Source organism: Methanosarcina baikalica, from assembly GCF_031461075.1.
Classification (GTDB): Archaea; Halobacteriota; Methanosarcinia; order Methanosarcinales; family Methanosarcinaceae; genus Methanosarcina; species Methanosarcina baikalica.
The window spans coordinates 29,866-51,147 of record NZ_JAVKPK010000015.1; the positions used below are offsets into that span (position 1 = coordinate 29,866).

The 21,282-nt window shown below is 37.5% G+C and carries 14 protein-coding genes, 1 tRNA gene, 2 pseudogenes and 1 CRISPR repeat array; of the genes and pseudogenes, 10 read left to right on the forward strand and 7 right to left on the reverse strand.

Annotation, left to right across the window (positions count from 1 at the left end; all coding sequences use genetic code 11):
• Nucleotide 1: 1 nt before the first annotated feature.
• From cas7b to cax, 9 genes are all read left to right on the forward strand, one after another.
• Nucleotides 2-1,063 carry a type I-B CRISPR-associated protein Cas7/Csh2 gene (gene cas7b, locus RG963_RS05245; protein ID WP_310575226.1) on the forward strand — a complete coding sequence of 354 codons (1,062 nt, stop codon included), beginning with the start codon at nucleotides 2-4 and terminating at the stop codon, nucleotides 1,061-1,063.
• A gap of 1 nt (nucleotide 1,064) precedes the next feature.
• The gene (gene cas5b, locus RG963_RS05250) at nucleotides 1,065-1,829 is read left to right on the forward strand and encodes a type I-B CRISPR-associated protein Cas5b (protein ID WP_310575227.1); all 765 of its coding nucleotides are present in this window, start codon (nucleotides 1,065-1,067) and stop codon (nucleotides 1,827-1,829) included.
• A gap of 12 nt (nucleotides 1,830-1,841) precedes the next feature.
• On the forward strand, nucleotides 1,842-4,256 hold the full coding sequence (gene cas3, locus RG963_RS05255; RefSeq protein WP_310575228.1) for a CRISPR-associated helicase Cas3': 2,415 nt from the start codon (nucleotides 1,842-1,844) through the stop codon (nucleotides 4,254-4,256).
• 8 nt (nucleotides 4,257-4,264) lie between these two features.
• The gene (locus RG963_RS05260; protein ID WP_310575229.1) at nucleotides 4,265-4,924 is read left to right on the forward strand and encodes a CRISPR-associated endonuclease Cas6; all 660 of its coding nucleotides are present in this window, start codon (nucleotides 4,265-4,267) and stop codon (nucleotides 4,922-4,924) included.
• Nucleotides 4,912-5,883 (forward strand): CRISPR-associated endonuclease Cas1, encoded by a 972-nt coding sequence (gene cas1, locus RG963_RS05265; protein WP_310575230.1) that lies wholly within the window; start codon nucleotides 4,912-4,914, stop codon nucleotides 5,881-5,883. The genes RG963_RS05260 and cas1 overlap by 13 nt, the downstream gene beginning before the upstream one ends.
• A gap of 73 nt (nucleotides 5,884-5,956) precedes the next feature.
• A complete protein-coding gene (gene cas2 / locus RG963_RS05270; protein WP_310575231.1) occupies nucleotides 5,957-6,247 on the forward strand; it encodes a CRISPR-associated endonuclease Cas2 in 291 nt (96 codons plus the stop codon).
• An 18-nt stretch (nucleotides 6,248-6,265) separates the two neighbouring features.
• Nucleotides 6,266-6,943 (forward strand): CRISPR-associated protein Cas4, encoded by a 678-nt coding sequence (cas4, locus tag RG963_RS05275; protein WP_310575232.1) that lies wholly within the window; start codon nucleotides 6,266-6,268, stop codon nucleotides 6,941-6,943.
• A gap of 113 nt (nucleotides 6,944-7,056) precedes the next feature.
• Nucleotides 7,057-11,241: direct repeats of the CRISPR family, unit length 37 nt; unit sequence ATTCGCGAGCAAGATCCACTAAAACAAGGATTGAAAC.
• An 81-nt stretch (nucleotides 11,242-11,322) separates the two neighbouring features.
• Nucleotides 11,323-11,586 carry a hypothetical protein gene (locus tag RG963_RS05280; protein WP_310575233.1) on the forward strand — a complete coding sequence of 88 codons (264 nt, stop codon included), beginning with the start codon at nucleotides 11,323-11,325 and terminating at the stop codon, nucleotides 11,584-11,586.
• A 580-nt stretch (nucleotides 11,587-12,166) separates the two neighbouring features.
• A complete protein-coding gene (cax, locus tag RG963_RS05285) occupies nucleotides 12,167-13,231 on the forward strand; it encodes a calcium/proton exchanger (protein ID WP_310575234.1) in 1,065 nt (354 codons plus the stop codon).
• A gap of 302 nt (nucleotides 13,232-13,533) precedes the next feature.
• Here cax and RG963_RS05290 read toward each other — a convergent pair whose 3' ends face one another.
• The 4 genes from RG963_RS05290 to RG963_RS05305 form a co-directional block, all read right to left on the reverse strand.
• Nucleotides 13,534-13,920 (reverse strand): hypothetical protein, encoded by a 387-nt coding sequence (locus tag RG963_RS05290; RefSeq protein ID WP_310575235.1) that lies wholly within the window; start codon nucleotides 13,918-13,920, stop codon nucleotides 13,534-13,536.
• Nucleotides 13,921-14,540: 620 nt separating this feature from the next.
• Nucleotides 14,541-15,074, reverse strand: coding sequence for a hypothetical protein (locus RG963_RS05295; protein ID WP_310575236.1), 534 nt, complete (start codon nucleotides 15,072-15,074; stop codon nucleotides 14,541-14,543).
• A gap of 760 nt (nucleotides 15,075-15,834) precedes the next feature.
• Nucleotides 15,835-16,008 (reverse strand): hypothetical protein, encoded by a 174-nt coding sequence (locus RG963_RS05300; protein WP_310575237.1) that lies wholly within the window; start codon nucleotides 16,006-16,008, stop codon nucleotides 15,835-15,837.
• A gap of 604 nt (nucleotides 16,009-16,612) precedes the next feature.
• Nucleotides 16,613-17,854: a cation:proton antiporter gene (locus RG963_RS05305; protein ID WP_310575238.1), complete on the reverse strand. Its 1,242-nt coding sequence runs from the start codon at nucleotides 17,852-17,854 to the stop codon at nucleotides 16,613-16,615.
• A gap of 1,098 nt (nucleotides 17,855-18,952) precedes the next feature.
• Between RG963_RS05305 and RG963_RS05310 the strand changes: the two genes are divergently transcribed.
• Entirely contained in the window at nucleotides 18,953-19,258 is a 306-nt protein-coding gene (locus tag RG963_RS05310; protein ID WP_310575254.1) for a DUF2551 domain-containing protein, read from the forward strand.
• A gap of 772 nt (nucleotides 19,259-20,030) precedes the next feature.
• Here the strand turns inward: RG963_RS05310 and RG963_RS05315 are convergent.
• From RG963_RS05315 to RG963_RS05325, 3 genes and pseudogenes are all read right to left on the reverse strand, one after another.
• Nucleotides 20,031-20,603 (reverse strand): annotated as a pseudogene (locus RG963_RS05315) (hydrolase).
• A 204-nt stretch (nucleotides 20,604-20,807) separates the two neighbouring features.
• Nucleotides 20,808-21,047: pseudogene (locus tag RG963_RS05320) on the reverse strand (DUF4277 domain-containing protein); the annotation flags it as partial.
• A 67-nt stretch (nucleotides 21,048-21,114) separates the two neighbouring features.
• A tRNA-Thr gene (locus RG963_RS05325) sits at nucleotides 21,115-21,186 on the reverse strand.
• Between the last annotated feature and the right edge of the window lie 96 nt (nucleotides 21,187-21,282).

Genomic DNA, 21,282 nt, shown 5'->3' on the forward strand with positions numbered 1-21,282 from the left:
AATGGAAAAAATAAAGAATCGAAACGAGTTTCTTTTTTTGTATGATATTAAAAATGGTAATCCTAATGGAGACCCTGATGAAAACCGACCACGTATAGATAACGTAACTGGAAAATGTTATGTTACGGATGTGAGACTTAAACGATTTATAAGAGATTATCTAATACAAACTGAAGGTGAAAAATATATTTTGGTTACTAAGTTGGGTACCAAAACTGTAAACCTTACGGACAGAGTCACAGATAGCCTGACAGAAAATGAGTCTAAAATAAAAGATGGAAAAATTGAAGGTAAAGATCTGATGAATATTCTGACGAGTACTTTCATCGATCTTAGGATGTTTGGAAGCCCTCTCGCCTTCAAAAGCGCTCCACCTGAATGGGGTGAAACTAGCAAAATAACCGGCCCAATTCAGATTAATTTTGGTGAAACTCTGAATCAAGTAGAAGAAATAAACTTTAACGGTACAAGCATATTCAGATCTAAGGGTGAAGCTGATGATTCTGAGCAAAAGCAAGGAACCTTTACAACCTATTATGCAATTCCTTATGGATTAATAGCTTTTCATGGGGTCATTAATGAAAATTCGGCGGCAACAACTGGATTATCAGAGGAAGATTTACATAAATTCAAGGTTGCTCTCTGGAAAGGAGTCAGAGAATCTTCATCTGCTAATACCCGTACAAAAAAAGGACAGCAACCAAGGCTTCTCTTAAATATCGTTTATAAAGAGAAGGTAATAATCAAGGAAAATGGCAAAGAAAGAGAAGTTTCAACTGAATACCATATCGGTGCTCTAGAAGAAAAAGTTACTCTGAAACCTATTTCAGATATTAAAGAGGATATTAATATTAGAAAGACTGGGGAGTACACTCTTGATTTCACAAGGCTGACTCAATCCATAACAAAAGCCAAAAATAAAATTGAGAGGGTCGAATACTGTGCTTGTCCGGAATTTAAGGAACTCTACATTACAGATTTTGTCCAAAACTTAAAAAAAATTATGGGTGAGGAAAGAGTAGAAGATCTAAATATAGATGAACTCTCTGAAACTGAGGCATAATATGGAGCAAATTCCGATAGTCTCTTTTAATTTTTTCTCGAGGAATGGTCACTTTCGTAGACCTTATAGCAATGTATCTTCTTTTTCTTATCCTTTTCCGCCAAGAACCGCCATTGCAGGATTACTTGGAGCGATTCTTGGTATTAATAAAGAAAAGGTATCAGAGACTTTTTCAACCGAAAAATCAAAGATTGGAATCTCACTCAATAAGCAGGTTGAAACTTTCACTCACGTATCTAATTTTAGACAAACTAGTTCTGGCGATATAAATTATTCAATAAAAATTTCAAAAAAGAGTAAAAAGCTAAAAATACCAAATTGTATTTCTGACTCAAATAAAGTCGCAATAATCCCTATGGAGCTCTTGAAAAATCCATCATACTTGATTTATGTCAGCATGGATAATTTTATGGATGAGTTAATATCCCGCCTTAAGGCACAAAGATATGTTTATACTCCATGCATGGGCTTGTCAGAGTTTCTAGCACAAATAGAATATGTTTCGGAGGGTTATGCACAGCCTTTGGGAGCAAGAGAAGCTGAAGTTTCTACAGTTATTAATAAAGATGATTGCTCACTGTGGATTGATAAAATAAACTCGTCTAATGGATATAATATTCAGGAGTTGAAGGTACCTCATGTTAGTACGCCCGAAAGAACATTCAATTATAAAACTTATCTTGTGAATTGGACCTCAAATCCAATTCCTGTAAAGATGAAAAATTCAGGTTATATTTTTGAAGATAAGGTAATTACTTTTTTGTAAGGTGATATGTAATTGGAACACATTTTGATATCTCATTCATTAGATAATCCATTAAAGTTATATGATCATATAACTCAGGTTAGTAAAGCGAGCAAGTATCTTCTTAGCAATAAGTTACTTAACTTTAATGGAATTTCAAAAAAGCAAATTGAGGATCTAAGTGTTCTAATTGCTGTTTCACACGACTTTGGAAAAAGTACGTCTTTTTTTCAAGAGTATATCTTAAGTAAAGTAAATGGGACAAAGTACATCGGAAAGGAGGAAAATAAGTCTCATTCTCTTATATCGGCTTTTTTTGGTTGGTATATGACAGAGAAATGGATTTCGAAAAACCCCGAACTTGAAGATCACTGGAAGCATTTTTTGCCATTCGCTGTATTTGTAGCGATAGAAGGGCATCATGGAAAATATAAAAGCATTGACGATGTTTTAAACACAATAGATTCAAGTTTTAATCTATTAAATACTCAAATTAACAATGTAATTGCTGAAATATTTACTTACGAATTTTCTGGATTAGAATTATTTGAATGTGATGATTTTTCTATTGAAACAATTGAATCAATAGGTAGCAAGTTAAGAAAATTTGATAGAAAATATAAGGGAATGAATATCGAATCTCAAATTGAGCATAGAATCTTAGCGTTACTTCTATATTCAGTTCTTCTAGAATCCGACAAAGCCTACCTAGCTTTAGACGATCCACAACAGTACAATCGAGAACCTATAGACATACCAAGTGATATCGTAGATAATTATCTAAAAACAGTTGAAAGCAAGAAATCAATAGATGAAGAGCGTAATAAAGCATATACTCAAACTATTTCATCTCTATATACATTTCCTTTAAATGAAAGAATTCATTCTATTACATTACCAACAGGACTTGGAAAGACATTGTTATCGGCATCCTGGGCTTTGAAGCTTAGAGATAGAATAAATACAGAAAGCGGGTTCTTGCCTAAAATTATAGTATCACTTCCATTTTTATCTATTATAGAGCAAACTGACAAAATATACAAGGAATTTTTGGCTGAATTATACCAAAAACATCAAAGCAAACTTTATATGCCTCGATATTCAATAGCAGATTTTGAATATAAAAATGGGATTGACAATAAAGAACTGAGTGATAATTCGATTGACTTTTTCTTAAATGTATGGAATTCTGAGATTATTGTTTCGACTTTTGATCAATTACTCTATTCTTTATTCTCTTTAAAAGCTAAACATCTTATGAGATTTCATAATCTATTCAATTCAATAATAGTATTTGATGAGATACAGGCTCTTCCATCTGATCTATGGAAACCATTCGAATATTTTTTTAAAAAGATTGCAGAGGTTGGGAACTCACATATTTTATTGATGTCTGCTACACAGCCTGATTTTTTTCAGGGCCCGATCGAAAGAGTTCCGAACCATGAGAGTTATTTTAAAGACAAAGAACGTGTAACGCTTAATATAAATCCAACACCTAAATCAGTTGAAGACTTTATATCTGAAATTCCTTCTTTTTTGGATACTAACTCAGATAAGTCTTTAATGATTGTTCTTAATACAAAAAAATCAAGTAAATTAGTCTTTAAAAAAATCAAAGATATGATTGAGACAAAACAAATTGTTAAGAGACCAATTCTCTATTTATCGTCGCTTGTTGCACCCTCACAAAGGAGTAAGAGAATTTTAAAAATGAAAGATCTGCTAAAGGAAGAAAACCCTCTGATTGTAACTACCCAGTGTATTGAAGCTGGTGTTGACATTGATGTTGATTATATTATTCGTGACTGGGCGCCTTTAGATTCAATATTTCAAGTTTGTGGGAGATGTAATCGAAACGGAGAAAAAAGCAAAGGGGTAATTGAAATTATCAGGCTTAAATCTGATAAAGACAAACTGTTTGCAGAAAGTATTTATGATGAAGTTCTTCTCGATTGTACTGCCTACAGTATGAAAAACTCATTGTCAATAAATGAAGGCGATTTTTACGAACATGGAAAAGAGTATTTTGAATTGGTAAAAAATAGATTAGGAAGATCAATGAAGATTGTAGAAGCTTTTGCTCAATACACTCATAAGTATAATAATTCTACGGTTAGTATCAAAAAGTTATTAAGAGGAGATGTACATCAAGAACAGTTCATAGTTTCTTCGTTAGATGACGAATTGCCAGCAGAAATAAGAAATGCCCTCTCAATACAAAACAGATGGGAAAGACGCTATAAAATGAAAAGGCTTGGGAAAAGAATAGCAGCGAATTCTATAAGTGTTGAATTTGAGAGATGGACACCTTTAGATCCAGATGATATCACGAAAGAAAAAATTAAAGGACTTGTTAGAGTTCTAGATACTAAATTTTATGATGTATGTAATGTAGGGCTTGATGTTGATCTCAAAAATACAGTAAATCATACCTTAAATGTATAATGATTTATATGCTACTCAAAACTTTTATCCTGACTCTCATATCTACTCAGCCAATAAGAGGCTCTTCAAGTCATCTTAGGGGTTTCTTTGCCACAAAGTTCAATGACTATTCTCTTCTTCATCAGCACAATACTGACAAATTTATTTACAACTATCCTCTTGTTCAGTACAAAATGATCAACAAAACGCCAACAGTTATTGGGATCAATGACGGAGCAGATGTTTTAACTGAAATTTATGACAAGTATGATGAAATCCGGCTTAAAAACAATGTTTATGAAATTGTTGAAAGGGGGATTTCATACAAGAACGAAGAGTTCTGCCTTTCGGACAAATTTCACACCTACAGCTTTGAAACTCCCTGGTTTGCTCTTAATCAGGAAAATTTCACTGACAGATACAAGAAGATAGGTTCCACCGAACAAAAAGAACTACTTCGAAAAACTCTGGTCGGAAATATCCTTTCTATGTCCAAGTCCCTTGGTTATACTGTTCCGGGGCAAATTAAATGCGAGACAAATTTGCATCCTAGCAGTGGTAGAATGAAGGGAGTGGAGATTGCCACGTTTAAAGGAGAATTCATGGTAAATTTCCTCATTCCTGATTCTTTCGGCCTTGGAAAATCCGTATCTCGCGGTTTTGGAACGGTGAAAAGATGCAGCTTGTAATTAATACGCACGGTTCATTTCTGAAAAAGCAGAACAATTGTTTTTTGGTTAAAAATGAGGACAAGGTCTTTGAAGTCTCCGAAAAAAAAGTTGACAGTATATTAATTACGACTTCTGCAACCATAACCACTGATGCGATCAAATTTGCTGTGGAAAACAATATAGATATCGTTTTTCTGGACAACTTCGGGGATCCTTATGGGAGAGTATGGCATTCAAAGCTTGGGAGCACGACTTATATAAGGAGAAAACAGCTTGAGATTTCTGATAAGCCGGAGGGTTTCAGGCTGGCGAAGGGTTGGGTTGAGCAGAAAGTCGAGAATCAGGTTCAGTTCTTAAAAGACCTCAAAAAGAACCGGCCTGAAAATAAGGATGAACTCGATGATTATATATCTGGAATTGAAGACCTGAAAGCCCAGCTTGAAGAACTTGAGGGAACCCTTGATGAGCTGCGCGGAAAAATCATGGGTCTTGAGGGGATGGGTTCCAGGCATTATTTTGAGGCTTTGAGTTTCCTTTTGCCTGATAAGTGGAAATTCAATGGAAGAAGCCGGAACCCCGCGAAGGATGAATTCAATTGTCTTTTGAATTACGGATATGGGGTTTTATATTCCAAGGTTGAAAAAGCGTGCATTATAGCAGGGCTTGATCCTTATGTGGGTTTCAATCACACTGATGATTACAATAAAAAGTCTTTTGTGTTTGACATGATTGAAATGTACCGTATCCACATCGACAGAACTGTTTTCAACCTTTTCTCGAAGAAACAGGTGGTTGAAAGCTTTTTTGATGAAATTCCAAACGGAATGACTCTTAATAAAGAAGGAAAAGCTGTCCTGATCCAGGCTGTCAATGAAACTTTTGAAAAAGACATAACTTACCATGGCAGGAATATAAAAATCGGAAACACAATTCAGTTCGACTGCCACAGGATTGCAAACAGCCTGATTGGGAAATAAAAATTTTAACATAACAAGTTCGTGAAACTAATAACGTAATATCCGGTAAAAATAAGAGTAGAGGGAATCGGGTTTGCTTGTCTGGGTAATATATGATATTACGGAAAATAGAGTCCGTCAGAAAGTCAGCGATCGCTGTAAAAGTTATGGCCTTTATAGAGTCCAGAAAAGTGTATTTCTTGGAGACCTGAACACAACCGACAGAGACTCCCTTGGACTTGAATGTGAAGAACTGATCGACACTGATAGGGATTCGGTATACATTTTCCCCATGGATGAGCAGTCGTTTAAAAAAGTCCAGCTTATCGGTCAGGCCTTTGACAAGGAACTTGTCAGCGATGAAGTGCTAACAAAATTCTTCTGACGACCGTTTGAGGAAATTATGGAAAACTCTGAATTCCTTGAAAAAGAAGAAGGTACTGAACCAAGCTCTAAAGTAGGCAATGAAATGGTTGTTGAGCCAAGTACCGAAACGGATACAGAAACTATAATTACAATTTCAGATGTACTCGAGTATTTATTCTGCCCCCGCTTCGTTTATTACATGTACTGCCTTGACATCCCACAACATCAAGAGAAACGGTTTAAAGTTTTAAAAGGCCGCGAGGTTCATGAGACAAGAAAGCTTACAAACAGAGATTATGTGCGGAAAAGATTAGACTGTATCAAGAAAGAAAGTGACGTTTTTATTGCTTCAAAACAAAACCATATAAAAGGAATTGTTGATGAGGTTCTATTTCTGGAAGACGGAACAGCAGCTCCCCTTGAATACAAATTTGCCGAATACAAAGACAAAGTTTTTAAAACCTATAAGTTTCAACTGGTCTTGCAGGCACTTTTAATCAGGGAAAATTACAATATTGAAGTAAACCGTGCATACCTTTGTTTTACACGCAGCAACAGCCTGGTCAAAGAAATAGAAGTTACTACCTCTGATTTCAAAAAAGCCGAAGCAATAATACAGGAAATACTCGATATCGTTCAAAAAGGCTTATATCCTAAGACATCAACATCTTCTAGAAAATGCGTAGATTGCTGTTATCGAAATATCTGCGTATGAATAGATTTTTCTTGTATTTATAAAGGGTTTGATAATTTCCCAGCAAGAATTTTAGTCCCGAAAATGGGCGTATTTCAGGCCTTTTCTGGTCAAAAAACGGAAAATTTTGCCCTATTCGCGAGCAAGATCCACTAAAACAAGGATTGAAACAAATTGACGGGAACTGCCAAAATCAAAGTACGGTATTCGCGAGCAAGATCCACTAAAACAAGGATTGAAACACCGACACAAATGGATTGATAGCACCTTTTTGAATCTATTCGCGAGCAAGATCCACTAAAACAAGGATTGAAACCAACAGTGCAGACTATGGCAAAGCTTGACTTAACTATTCGCGAGCAAGATCCACTAAAACAAGGATTGAAACGAAAATCCTTCATAGTTGAGAGATACCACATTATTACCAAATTCGCGAGCAAGATCCACTAAAACAAGGATTGAAACATCAATTGTTATTCCTGGGGGAAAAGTAGCCATAAATTCGCGAGCAAGATCCACTAAAACAAGGATTGAAACTTTCGTTGTAATCTCGAATAAGCTTCTCGTCACGTTATTCGCGAGCAAGATCCACTAAAACAAGGATTGAAACAACAGTTTCGCGGTTAAATAATGTCCTGCTTCGTGATTCGCGAGCAAGATCCACTAAAACAAGGATTGAAACGAAAACGGATTAATACGGACACTTGACCATTTAAAATTCGCGAGCAAGATCCACTAAAACAAGGATTGAAACAAAAATTAAGGCTTTTCTCTCAGGCTTGCAGGCTTATATTCGCGAGCAAGATCCACTAAAACAAGGATTGAAACATACTGTCTATCCTGATGATAATATCAATACTGAATTCGCGAGCAAGATCCACTAAAACAAGGATTGAAACAGAATAGGAGAACATGATTTAGTTATGAAATTATTATTCGCGAGCAAGATCCACTAAAACAAGGATTGAAACTTACGGTTAATTCATATTCATACTTCCACGAGATATTCGCGAGCAAGATCCACTAAAACAAGGATTGAAACAGACTGCAAAACAAACAGGAGAAAAGCAGGTAATAAAATTCGCGAGCAAGATCCACTAAAACAAGGATTGAAACATAGTATACAAGCCGCTGAAGACGAAGAACAAGAGATTCGCGAGCAAGATCCACTAAAACAAGGATTGAAACCTTGTATAATGACGGCGGGGAAGATATTAGAGAAGATATTCGCGAGCAAGATCCACTAAAACAAGGATTGAAACATTTGGAATTCTCAACAGAGGACAAATTTAAAGAAAATTCGCGAGCAAGATCCACTAAAACAAGGATTGAAACTTCTTTGATGCTGAATCCAGTGCTCTCATTAAATGTAACTTCGATTCGCGAGCAAGATCCACTAAAACAAGGATTGAAACCCGGAATTAACATGTTGACCTATCTCCGGGCGATCGATTCGCGAGCAAGATCCACTAAAACAAGGATTGAAACAGTGTTCCAGATACCATTTAGCTCACCGCCGTCATATTCGCGAGCAAGATCCACTAAAACAAGGATTGAAACACCCAATCGTGGTTATTTTCATGGTTGATTGAGACTATTCGCGAGCAAGATCCACTAAAACAAGGATTGAAACAACAATTGGTTTAACTTTATTTTACGTTGCTTTACATTCGCGAGCAAGATCCACTAAAACAAGGATTGAAACTATGTACCTATCACGAACTGGATATTCTGCCCAACATTCGCGAGCAAGATCCACTAAAACAAGGATTGAAACACCAATATAAGCAGCACACACTAACATAGACCTGTGAATTCGCGAGCAAGATCCACTAAAACAAGGATTGAAACATTCACAGTCGGCACAACTTTATACAGGCGATAATTCGCGAGCAAGATCCACTAAAACAAGGATTGAAACAATACGGACAGAATCGACTACGCGCTCGGTTTGTCAGATTCGCGAGCAAGATCCACTAAAACAAGGATTGAAACAACGTTGATATTTCGGCATACATTCAGGCCATCGATTCGCGAGCAAGATCCACTAAAACAAGGATTGAAACAATTTGGAGAGTAATTCTGGAAGTTCCATGTTATTATTCGCGAGCAAGATCCACTAAAACAAGGATTGAAACTTAGAACGTTTTCACGTAGATGAAGAGAAAACTAAATTCGCGAGCAAGATCCACTAAAACAAGGATTGAAACATATCTGCATAATGATATCAGGCACCCTCTCAAGATTCGCGAGCAAGATCCACTAAAACAAGGATTGAAACATGATGTTTACGGAGCAGGGTTAGGCAGAGCAGATTCGCGAGCAAGATCCACTAAAACAAGGATTGAAACATAAATTGATCTAATGTGTGGGAAAAATAGTATGTGATTCGCGAGCAAGATCCACTAAAACAAGGATTGAAACTGAATTTGGAAGTACGACAAAAGGATTTTTACCCCCGAATTCGCGAGCAAGATCCACTAAAACAAGGATTGAAACATCTTCAAAATATCCTTACTAAATTTAACACTAATGAATTCGCGAGCAAGATCCACTAAAACAAGGATTGAAACTTGATGGTGTCGGGGTAATCGGTCAACTTGACAAATTATTCGCGAGCAAGATCCACTAAAACAAGGATTGAAACGTATGAATTTTCGAGGAGTGTTAAAGCGTGAGTCAATTCGCGAGCAAGATCCACTAAAACAAGGATTGAAACCATAATTTCCATGCTGATCTCTGTATATTTTCAAATTCGCGAGCAAGATCCACTAAAACAAGGATTGAAACGCAGCTACAGGGGGACTTCTCCTTGTTGAAAAAGCATTCGCGAGCAAGATCCACTAAAACAAGGATTGAAACAACAAAACAATGAATATGGAGATGACTGGGAAGTAATTCGCGAGCAAGATCCACTAAAACAAGGATTGAAACATCCTAAAGTTACTCTCCTTAATCGCTTCGATTTCATATTCGCGAGCAAGATCCACTAAAACAAGGATTGAAACCCCGAACCAGGAGATAACCCTAATTATCCAGGTTATTCGCGAGCAAGATCCACTAAAACAAGGATTGAAACTCCTCTAAACACAAGGCGTAGTCTGCAAATGACATTCGCGAGCAAGATCCACTAAAACAAGGATTGAAACCGACATACGTGGAAGACGGGCATCTCACTTTGAACCTATTCGCGAGCAAGATCCACTAAAACAAGGATTGAAACTACGGTTCTGGCAGTAATGGCAGTTCCAAAAATCACATTCGCGAGCAAGATCCACTAAAACAAGGATTGAAACCATGTTGGGCCGTGCAAAATACACACATGCAAACACAGATTCGCGAGCAAGATCCACTAAAACAAGGATTGAAACATGTAGTTTTGGGATGGGTTATTAATTCATCGTTTTATTCGCGAGCAAGATCCACTAAAACAAGGATTGAAACTAAGTCGTCCTTCGTGTCGTGATTGCCAGGTTTACCATTCGCGAGCAAGATCCACTAAAACAAGGATTGAAACTAAGAAATTTTGATCTCTTGAAGGGCGATTAGTCATTATTCGCGAGCAAGATCCACTAAAACAAGGATTGAAACGCTTTGTATTCGGGAAGCCCAACAGTTCAGTTTCATAATTCGCGAGCAAGATCCACTAAAACAAGGATTGAAACTTATATTTTTCATCTGGCTCTGAAGTGACGACCGGATTCGCGAGCAAGATCCACTAAAACAAGGATTGAAACTTAATGTTGAGGTATTCACTAATGCGGGGGAAAGTATTCGCGAGCAAGATCCACTAAAACAAGGATTGAAACAAGAATGGACTCCTAATTTCAATTTAACGTGGGAAATTCGCGAGCAAGATCCACTAAAACAAGGATTGAAACAATACATGTAGTTTGACAAGCGATCTGTGCAACAGTGATTCGCGAGCAAGATCCACTAAAACAAGGATTGAAACAATGTCTACGGTGTGGGCATATTACGTATGTCGATATTCGCGAGCAAGATCCACTAAAACAAGGATTGAAACAATATTTGTTGGAATATTCTCAAATTTATGACCACATTCGCGAGCAAGATCCACTAAAACAAGGATTGAAACCTCGGACGTTCTCTGCGGATGTTGCCAATGGTACAATTCGCGAGCAAGATCCACTAAAACAAGGATTGAAACTAATGACGTTGGTAAACAAGAAAGAATCGGAGGACATTCGCGAGCAAGATCCACTAAAACAAGGATTGAAACCTATAAAATGGTCAAGTTTTTGAGGGGGGCGAAAGCTGATTCGCGAGCAAGATCCACTAAAACAAGGATTGAAACTTTTAATCTTTTTTATCACTAGTTATTTATAAATATTAAAAAAACATTATAAATGACGTTTATAATTTAAGGAGGGGAAAATATGAGTGAATGTGAACCAATAACGTATAAAGGAATTACACCAACTGTATTCAATAATTTGAAAGCAATGCTTGGAAAAGTAGGTATAAATGTACCTTCAGGAAATGAAGGAGAAATTGAAGGATATGGAGTGAAAGGCCACTTCTTATGGGATGGAACGACAACTCTTACACTCGCTGTTACAGATAAGCCATTCGTTCTACCTTGTGCGATTATAGTCGGAAAATTAAACGATGCAGTACGTGATTGTGGCGGAAGTGTATAACTACCACCACTTAAATCATTTTTTTTAAGTTAAGCCAAAGTGGATAGTCCTGTAGTTACAGATTTCTCCAAAAAGTTTGTCATTGTGTTCGCACTGTTCGCAATGGCCTTTATAACAATCTTCCAAAAATTCAGGAATTCGCGAGCAAGATCCACTAAAACAAGGATTGAAACAAAGACTGTTCCAACTGTTTAAACTGCTTTTCATTATTCGCGAGTAAGATCCACTAAAACAAGGATTGAAGTGTCAGTGTGTCCAAGTATAATACACAACAAGAGCCGGTTAAAATCAGACCTTAGAGGGATTGAAACATTGACTGTTCGGGGTCCGGGACAATATTGGAAACATTATTATTAAATAAAAACTATACCTCAAATAATAAGCTCTCCCTGAAATCTATGTTTTATTTCTCGGAAGAGCCATTTACTCAGCAGTTAATACCATTTTACTTCCACCATACAAACAGACACTACAGGCTTTCACACACTTTTCTTCGTGACCCCATTTTATAAGAAGCCCCTCTGGTTCCTGTCCCCGTCTATTTCGCTTTCTGTCAAGTGACAGAAGAGGTTCGTTAAAAATGACAAATACAAGCATACTGGAAAAAATCTTCAAAGTCCTTCTGATCTTTGTACCGCTCACGCTTGTTGCCGAATTTATTAATATTTCACCGATCGGAATTTTTATTTTATCCTCATTTGCGATCATTCCGCTTGCGAAATTTATTGGCGAATCCACGGAGGAACTGTCGGCGTATACCGGTTCAGCGCTGGGGGGACTGTTAAACGCCACTTTCGGAAATGCAACGGAATTAATCATTAGTATCTTCGCCCTGCAGGCAGGACTTTCCGAAATGGTTAAGGCGTCCATTACAGGCTCTATTATCGGAAACCTTCTTCTGATTTTAGGCATGGCATTTTTCTTCGGAGGCCTCCGAAAAGAAAAACAGAAATTCAATGCAACAGCAGCCAAGGCAAGCGGCTCCACTCTTCTTCTTGCAATTGCTGCTCTTGTCATGCCGGCCGTTTTTGTTCTTACCTCAAACAGTCCTTCACCCGCGACGGTCGAGAACCTGAGCCTTGCGGTTGCTGTTGTTATGGCTTTATCATATCTTGCGAGTCTGCTTTTCTCGCTTTACACTCATAAGCATTTGTACACCGAAGACATGGCAGAATACCATGCCAAATGGAGCATCAAAAAATCTGTTGCGATTCTTCTCGCCTCAACCATTTCAGTTGCATTTATGAGTGAAATTCTGGTCGGCTCCATAGAATCGCTTGTTGAAAGTCTCGGCTGGACAGAACTGTTCATCGGAGTAATTTTTGTGGCAATTATCGGAAACGCCGCGGAGCATGTTTCGGCTATTACCCTCGCTATGAAAGGAAGAATGGACCTTTCCCTTCAGATTGCCATCGGCTCAGCAACTCAGATAGCCATGTTCGTCGTACCGGTCCTGGTATTTACAAGCTTGTTCCTTGGAGCCCCGATGAGTTTGATTTTTAATAATTTCGAACTTGCGGCCATAATCCTTTCCGTACTTGTGGTAAATTCCATCACTGAAGATGGAGAAAGCAACTGGTTTGAAGGATTACAGCTTCTTGGGACATATGGAGTAATGGTCGTTGTTTTTTTCCTCCATCCATAATATATAAAAACGAAAAAACGGAAACGTAACAGTCAGGACACACCGGGAAGATTACCGAACTTCTGGGACTTTATGGGCCCTTTGTTCAAATAAGAGCCCTTATAGGGATTGAAACTTGGTCCTTACTCAAGGCTTTAAAACCGGCTAAGAGTTAAAATCAGCCCTTAAAGTGATTGAAACCGGTTAACTGTGGGCTGATTCTTCAAATCGAAGAGGCTGGGAGATATGAATACACAGAACTGGTTGTTTTTGACCGGTGTCAGAAATCACAGGATAGTAATTTTGAGAAGGTTTTAACCTCCTCACCAATAAATTATATACTTTTTAACAGTACCACTCGGGAAAATATGGACTTTCGTATTAAACAAAGAAACTCTCTGATACGTTTTTCCGTTTGCTACTTTTACTGATGTGTCCCAGATACCTTTTTCACCATTTGAACCGGTGCAATCAATATACACTTTTCCTTTATCAGTTGTATCAAATGCGTTGCAGACGTGGTTTATCCCATATACAGGAACCCAACCCGCTTTATATCCCGCTTTTTCTGCATTATTGTGTACAGTTTCTGCAAAGTCACCGCAGGTATATTTTTCAGATACATATTTTCTTTGATCGGTTTTATCTTTTTTTATGAATGCTATAACCTGTGCATAAGTAGGATTCTTTGCAGCATTGTTATTTATCAAAGAAATATACTGACCATCCGCACCAGTCCAGTAGGTCCTTCCTTCATGTGGATGTACCGTCGTAAAGGAAGCCGAAGCGTATCCTGCCATAAGGAATAGAAGCAGTGTGCTGATTAATAAAATGTTAAAGGGTTTCATACAAAAAAATAAATAAAGTTTACATCTATTTTAATATTTATATTTCTTTAATCATATCTTTCCTTTAACCCCCTATTCGTAAACAAGATCTACTAAAACAAGGATTGAAACACTCCGTATACTCAATAGTTGGGCTGCAAATATTGAGTAAATTTTGAGAGGAAATACTGTTATGTTTAGAACAAGAATTGTAGGGCTGTTTCGCTTATTCCGTTTTGAACTGTCATTTACTGCAGGAGTGTGCGTGATATTAAGGGAATTATTGGCATTAGGCAAACTCCCTACCATAACAGAAATTGTATTAGGGTTTCTAAACTTTTTTTTATTTCGGCTACGTCTCTGATCCTGAATGATTCTTTTGATATCGAAAGTGACAAAATAAACGCGCCGGAAAGGCCACTTCATTCGAAAACAAGATCCATCAAAATGATTATAAACCTTATTCCGTACTTATTTTATTTTAAATCTCCTGATCTGGGTTTTTACCAGTAAATACAATATTTTCTCACAGTTCCCATGTCGCTATATGTATAGATCGGGGGATATAATGAATTCGGTTTATACTTTTTTCCAACAGTCAGTTTGACTGTCGTATCCCAGCCTGCCGATTTGCGCGGAGAGCCTGTGCAATCAATAAAAACCAATCCTTTGTCTGTTGTATTGAAAGCGTTGCAGGCATGACCAATGCCCTTTTTGAAGTCTATTGATGCCCATGCTGCTTTTATTCCTGTTGCTTCCGCATTATTGTGTACTGTTTCCGCGAAGTCGGAGCACATATATTTTGAACTATACAGGCGTTCATCGGTTTTGTCTGCCTTAATAAACTCTACAAGCTTTGTATATGTAGGATCAGAAGCATTTTTATAATTTATTAAGGAAATTTTTTGTCCATCTGCTCCCACTTCGTATGTATTTCCTATATGTGGGTTAACTGTTGTAATCTGCGCGGCTGCTGCTCCTCCCGAGCACATACACCACAGTACAAAAACAGTACATAGCAAAATAGAGGGTTTCATTTTCTCATCTCGCTTCTATTAAACTTTATATCTTTTTCTATAAAGTAATCTCCATCATAAGTTATTCCCTCCTTATATATTTACAAAATTTGAAGCAAATGAGAATCTCTTAGAAACAAATGAGAATCCCTTAGTTTCTGTGTCAAAAATAGATAATCCACACGATATTCTTTGAAACAGGTCTATTGATGACTGCCTAAAAAATCCTCAAATAATTTAAAAGGTTCCTGGGCAAGAACCACTAAAAAAGATTGATATATAAAAAACGTGAAGAGAGACTTATACAGATGACCCGCGAGCAAGAATTACTAGAACAAGAATCGAAATTACTTTAAATATAGGGTCTTCCAAAGTCAGAGTGTAAACTGAGAATTATGAATGCTTATTTTAGGTAATAGATCTATAACCAGAATTCCCTGAATAAAAGTTCACTTTTAAAATCCAATTTCGAGGAAAATAAACTCGATTAAACTTTAAAAATAATATTTGGGCAAGAGTAGAGATTTCTTTTTGGACAAATCATATTTTTTTTGTAATTAGGGCAACAGCTCCTTTTTCCGTTTTACAAAATAAATTGTTGAAAATGAAGGCCAAAAATGCTTTAAAGTGGAAATTAAGGATATTTTCTTTCTGTAATGAAAAATATATTTTTTATCATCTGTTTTTGTTGGGAAAGCACTAGCGCCACATCTAATCTACGAAATAAGGCTTACTAACTCTTAAAAAGTAATCATTTTTTGAGGACCCGATTTAAATACATTCACCCATCATCGTTTAAAGAAACTCCCCGTATTTCTAAAAGTTCACATAATCTACTCAAAGCATATTTTTTTTCACTTATCATAGTCTCTAGTTTATTGGCCTCTACTTCTAACTGCGCGATTTCTATTTTTAATTGTAATACCTGCTCTTTAATAAGATCATTACTTTGCATCGTATCCGCCTAATAACTACGTCTTATGCCCCTTAAGTCATGATACTACTTTTACATATAAATCAAATACGTTTGCATCTTTTATATATCCATTTTACTGTAATTTTACTTTGCTGTACTTATTATCTCTATCGCTCTGGCTGCATAAAGCTACATAATAACGATAGTTAATGATTCCATGCTAAAGCATCGAGCCTGTAACAGAGCCCTCCTTAACCAGATCACCAATTGGAGGAAACAAAGTTGGCAGCCAATGGGAAAGAATACATAGTTACCTTTAAATGCCGTTTTAACTTCAAGCTCTAAATATACAAAATTAAACAATTCTTAAAGGTAAGAATAGTGGTTGCATCGTTAAACCTTTCTATATCAGATCTAGAGGAAGTCGAATTCCCAAATTGATTCCACAATTCGGATACATATAACTCCACAAGGATAACTCCACAAGGAAGAAAACGATATGTTAGTTTTCGTAATCAATAAAGGTAAAAAGTTATTGATGCCTTGTAAACCTTCAAAATCCAGAAGCTACTAAAAGAGGCAAGATCCGCAATACAAGAATTGAAACTGATACATTCTGATTCTGAAAAGATTTGATAGTGTTTCAGAATTCGGAAAGATTGATACCGCTTAACCGGCTGATTATCGGACCGCTTATAAAAGATGTAACCAGTGCCATGATAATCAAAGCCACAAATAAGCGGTCATCGATGAGTCCCGCATCCCGGGCGACGGTAGCCAGTATCATCTCCATAGCACCCCGTGCGTTCATAGCAAAACCTATGGTAATAGATTGCTTCCAGTGCATCTTACTAATCATCAAGCCAAGCGTCACACCAAATATCTTACCTATACATGCAATGATAAGGACTGTCAGCACCAGGGTCAGGTCAAAGGATGCCACAAAATTTGCCCGCAGCCCAATTGAGACAAAGTAGAGAGGAGCGAAAAAATACATGACGAATTGATAGATCATCTCATGCGCATCGTCGCGTTTCTCCAGGTTCTGGGAAAATGCCAGGCCCACCAAAAAAGCGCCAAAAACGGAATGTATCCCGATCACTTCAGAAAAAGCCGCAGCCAACAATATAAGGACCGTCGTTATTCCGAGAAACGCTCCAGGCCAGGGTAGATATGATTTGAACCATTTTTGAGCTCTCTGCGCCAGGAACCTGCCTATCGTAAGCATGAAACCAAATAGCAAAAACAACAGAATTAAAGTCATGTAAGGTGGAATATTAATAAAGCTCTCGTGAGCGAAATTGCTCAATACAAAAGCGAATAAAGCCCATCCTACGAGGTCGTCGACTGTTGCGGCGCCGGTAATGATCATTCCCATATCCGTTTTCATCAAGTCCAGGTCCATGAGAGTTCTCGCAATGACAGGAAGGGCCGATATTGACAGTGCAGTACCCATGAACATCGAGAAAATTAATATCCGGCCGTGGAAGTGTTCTTTCCACAGGTCCGGGAATAGAATAACCGTCCCGAAACCCAATATAAATGGTATCGTTATGCCCATTAAGCTGGCCCAAGCTATATTAGTGCCTCTTTTCTTAATGATGCTCAGATTCATTTCCAGGCCTGCGGCGAATAAAAAGAAAAGCATGCAAATCTGGATGAGAGCATCCCTTCCCTGAAAAATTGCGCCTGTTTCTGGAAATATCCAGTTATAGGTGTCGGGACTAAGCCATCCCCAGACCGTCGGGCCGAGAATGATACCTCCAAAGAGTTCTCCGAATACCGCCGGAAAGCGAAGCTTACTCATCACCTGACCGCATATAAGCGCCATAGAAAGCATCACAGCGATCTCAAGGAAAAATATTATCATATCTGTTGGCGCCATACAACCCCACCAATGTTTTTACATTTCGCCTGGCTATTTTGAAAATGATGTAGCCATGGTTCCATAAATTGCTTCTAAACAATTGTTATGTAAATATTTTTGCATTCACAATTTTTTTCTGAAACGTATAAGATGAATCCGTAATAATAGGCTGTTTATTGAGCTGTAGTTCGTTCTCTTTCTTCTCACAGATTCTTTCATCCAACTGTTTATCGATGAATGAAACAACTATTATATTTCTCCTGTGATTGAAATCTTATCAAATTTGAAAAGGATTCAGAAAGACTTATAATTTGCATCAAGTTTTTTAGAATAGATTGCAGGACTTTTGAGTAAACTATCTGTATTGAGGATATTTCTTTTTAAGTTCAGGAAGTTGGTTTGCTTGATCTACAGACCCATTTTTGTCCTATTTTTTCCATGCATCTTTCTTTTCAGCTAGAGCAAAATTTTAGAGGAATTTGCATTTATCTGAAAGTTTCCAGAGAACATCTGTTTGTTCTTTTGTTGGATATGTTTTAACTTTCGCGGTTAGATACACCTTTTATTCTCCTATAAAATAGGAATTTATAAGTTAATATATATTTTTAACTTAACTTATTACCTTTATAGGGAAAGTTGACGGCTTTCCTGCCCCTTACCTGGGTCTTGAGAGAGGTAGGAAAAAGACTCTGGAATTAGTGGAGTACACCTAATGGTGGCATTCCCGTTTTTCCCTGTTATATGCATTGTCGTTTATGCTCAAGTTTTGTGAACTTAAATCTCATATAAATAATTCCCCCTTTTTCAACATGGTTCACAATCCTCGAACTTTTCTAAGTAGTGAGATTGAAAAATTCAAATCCGCTGAAAATCCAGATAAAACCTTGATTATTCGTCACTGTTGACAGCATGCTGAAATTCTTGTATGAGCATTAAATTTATACTTTATATAAATAATTCAAAAAGGCAATCCTAAAATATATAAACGATAAGGATATAGGGTATTCGTTTCTTAGCGCCCCTACTTGGAGGTCGCATATTTTTATAAAGTAGAAGAATAGTGAGTAATATAGTACTGGATCAATATAATTCAATTATCATTAACTGAGGTGTCCGATACTGCAAACTGCGGAAGAAAGGGTAAGAGCGAGATTAATAAAGTATCTCGGCAGGGATGAAAACGGGATACGCAAGGTTGTGCTCAACCTCTTCCTGACCGGAGACAAGTTCACCACCGGTGAAGTTTACGATTACCTGGATAAAGGAAATTTCGAGGTAAGCTACCGGGGAGTGTCAGCTATGGTTGGGCTTATGAACACAAGGCTCGGGATCCTTAGCATAAATGTCACCGGGGATCACAACGTCTATTCCCTTAAAGAGAGTTACAAAAACATTGTCGGCTCCGTGCTTGAGAATTACTGAGCCACTTTTATTGCGGTCTATTTTTAGGTGAGAACTGTTCGAATTTTTAATCTGTCCTGCAGAGACGCAAAAGAAGCATGGTGCGACTACAGGTCTTGAATCTTGTTTTGGGATGCTCTGGTCAACTTAATATAAAAACTGGTAGATTGGAGATATGGAGGCTTCCAAAATAAGCAGACAAGACCAGCTGTATTGCGCACCAGAGGTTTTTCCGTCTGATACAGATTTTTTACTGTAAAACAAAATTGGCTCTTATATATTAAAGAATAGAGTTGATGTCACGGAGCCAATTCTGTTTTTTAGAAAATTACAGGGATGTTAATATCATAAATCTGCAAGAGTGGAGTATATACTCTTTGATAATCTCTTGCAGAATTAGTTACCCAATTAGTAAAACAGTGATCCAAAAAAGGATAGAATTAATTACTTATGTTTCTTCAAAAATTTAGACAGTGTTTATTAATTATATCCTTTTTTGAAGACTATATTTATTATATATTCACATTTCACTATGAGCTCATCCCAAAACCGATTTCATTCTAAAATCATTAACGTTTCATAACTATTTTTTCCATAATCTTAAACTCGATTGATAATTCTGAATACAGGAGTTAGAGACTTGATTTTGAGTTTTGGGGTGAGCTCCTTGTATATCGGAGAAATAACAAATCCTGTTAGAAGCTTAGTCCTCAGGATACTGATTTTCAGATTTCTCTCCTGAAAAATAAGTTAACTACTTTGCGTCTGGTTTAAGCAACGCTGGTATTAGCCCTTATTGGAGAACTTTGAGGATCTCATCCGTTTTCCGTACCCGGCCTATTCTTTTGAATATGAAGTTCACTGCGGCGTTGTGTTGTTCCTCAGACCTGGAGGTCATGGCATCTTCGGCAAAAATCTGTTGAAAACCATACTCATAGGCAAAACGTGCTGTACTCTCGACACCAACGTCGGTTTAAATTCCACAGAGTACGATCGTGTTCATTCCACGTCGCCGTAGCTGGAGTTCCAGGTCGGTTCCATAAAATGCCCCCCACTGCCTTTTGACGATAATGACATCCGTTGAAGTCGGGGAAATTTCAGGCACAAATTCATACCAGTCTGGAGACGGGACTGAGGAACTCGAGGAGGACTCGTCGCTTAAGACATTGAGCATTGTCTCTTTTGTTGGTATGATATGCACAAGGAACACGAGCATACCGTTTTTCCGAAATATGTTTAGGAGCTTCGAGACATTTTTTATAACGTCCTGTGCAGGATAGGGCTTTGTCGGCTGTGCAGCCATTCCCTTCTGTAAGTCTATGACTACAAGGGCTGTTTTGGCTTTATCAATAACCATTTCCGGCATACCATCACCATATCAGAATTAGCATCAAATTATTTTTATTCACTCTGGCGATGAATTATACGTCGTTGTCGAGAGAGTACGCTTAAAATTACTGAGTTATAATACGTTTGCAATTGCTTTGAGAACACTTTATTTATGGAAAATCTGCAATTAGAGTTTGCCTCTCGTCTTTTTCTCTGAGTTTTGCAACCCCTGCGCCTACAAGCCTGAAAGTCTTTCAATTGGAAGACTTTTAAGGTACTGAAAATACGTGTAAAAGTGACTGTTAGTGAAACCAGGACAATTAGTGAAACCAAAACAATTGAGAAGCATTGCTTTTACTACAATAGAATGAACTAACTTGTGCTGCCCAAGTTTGGACAGCACTTCGCCAACCACTTTTCTATTTTCAAGTTCATCATAAATTCCAGAAACGGTCCCGTGATGATCAAGAGAACGTGTTATACAAGCATAATGAAATCAGAAAGCTGCGGAAGTTAGGATATAATGAAAAACAAAAATAAGTAAAAAGAGCCTCGGGCGGGATTTGAACCCGCGACCTCGTCCTTACCAAGGACGCGCTATACCCCTAAGCCACCAAGGCACTACTGCTCAAAGAGCATCCCCAAAATATCACAGCAGAGATATAAAGGTTTCGACTGACAGCAGAAGATAGGGGAAAATATCCTCTTACTGTCTG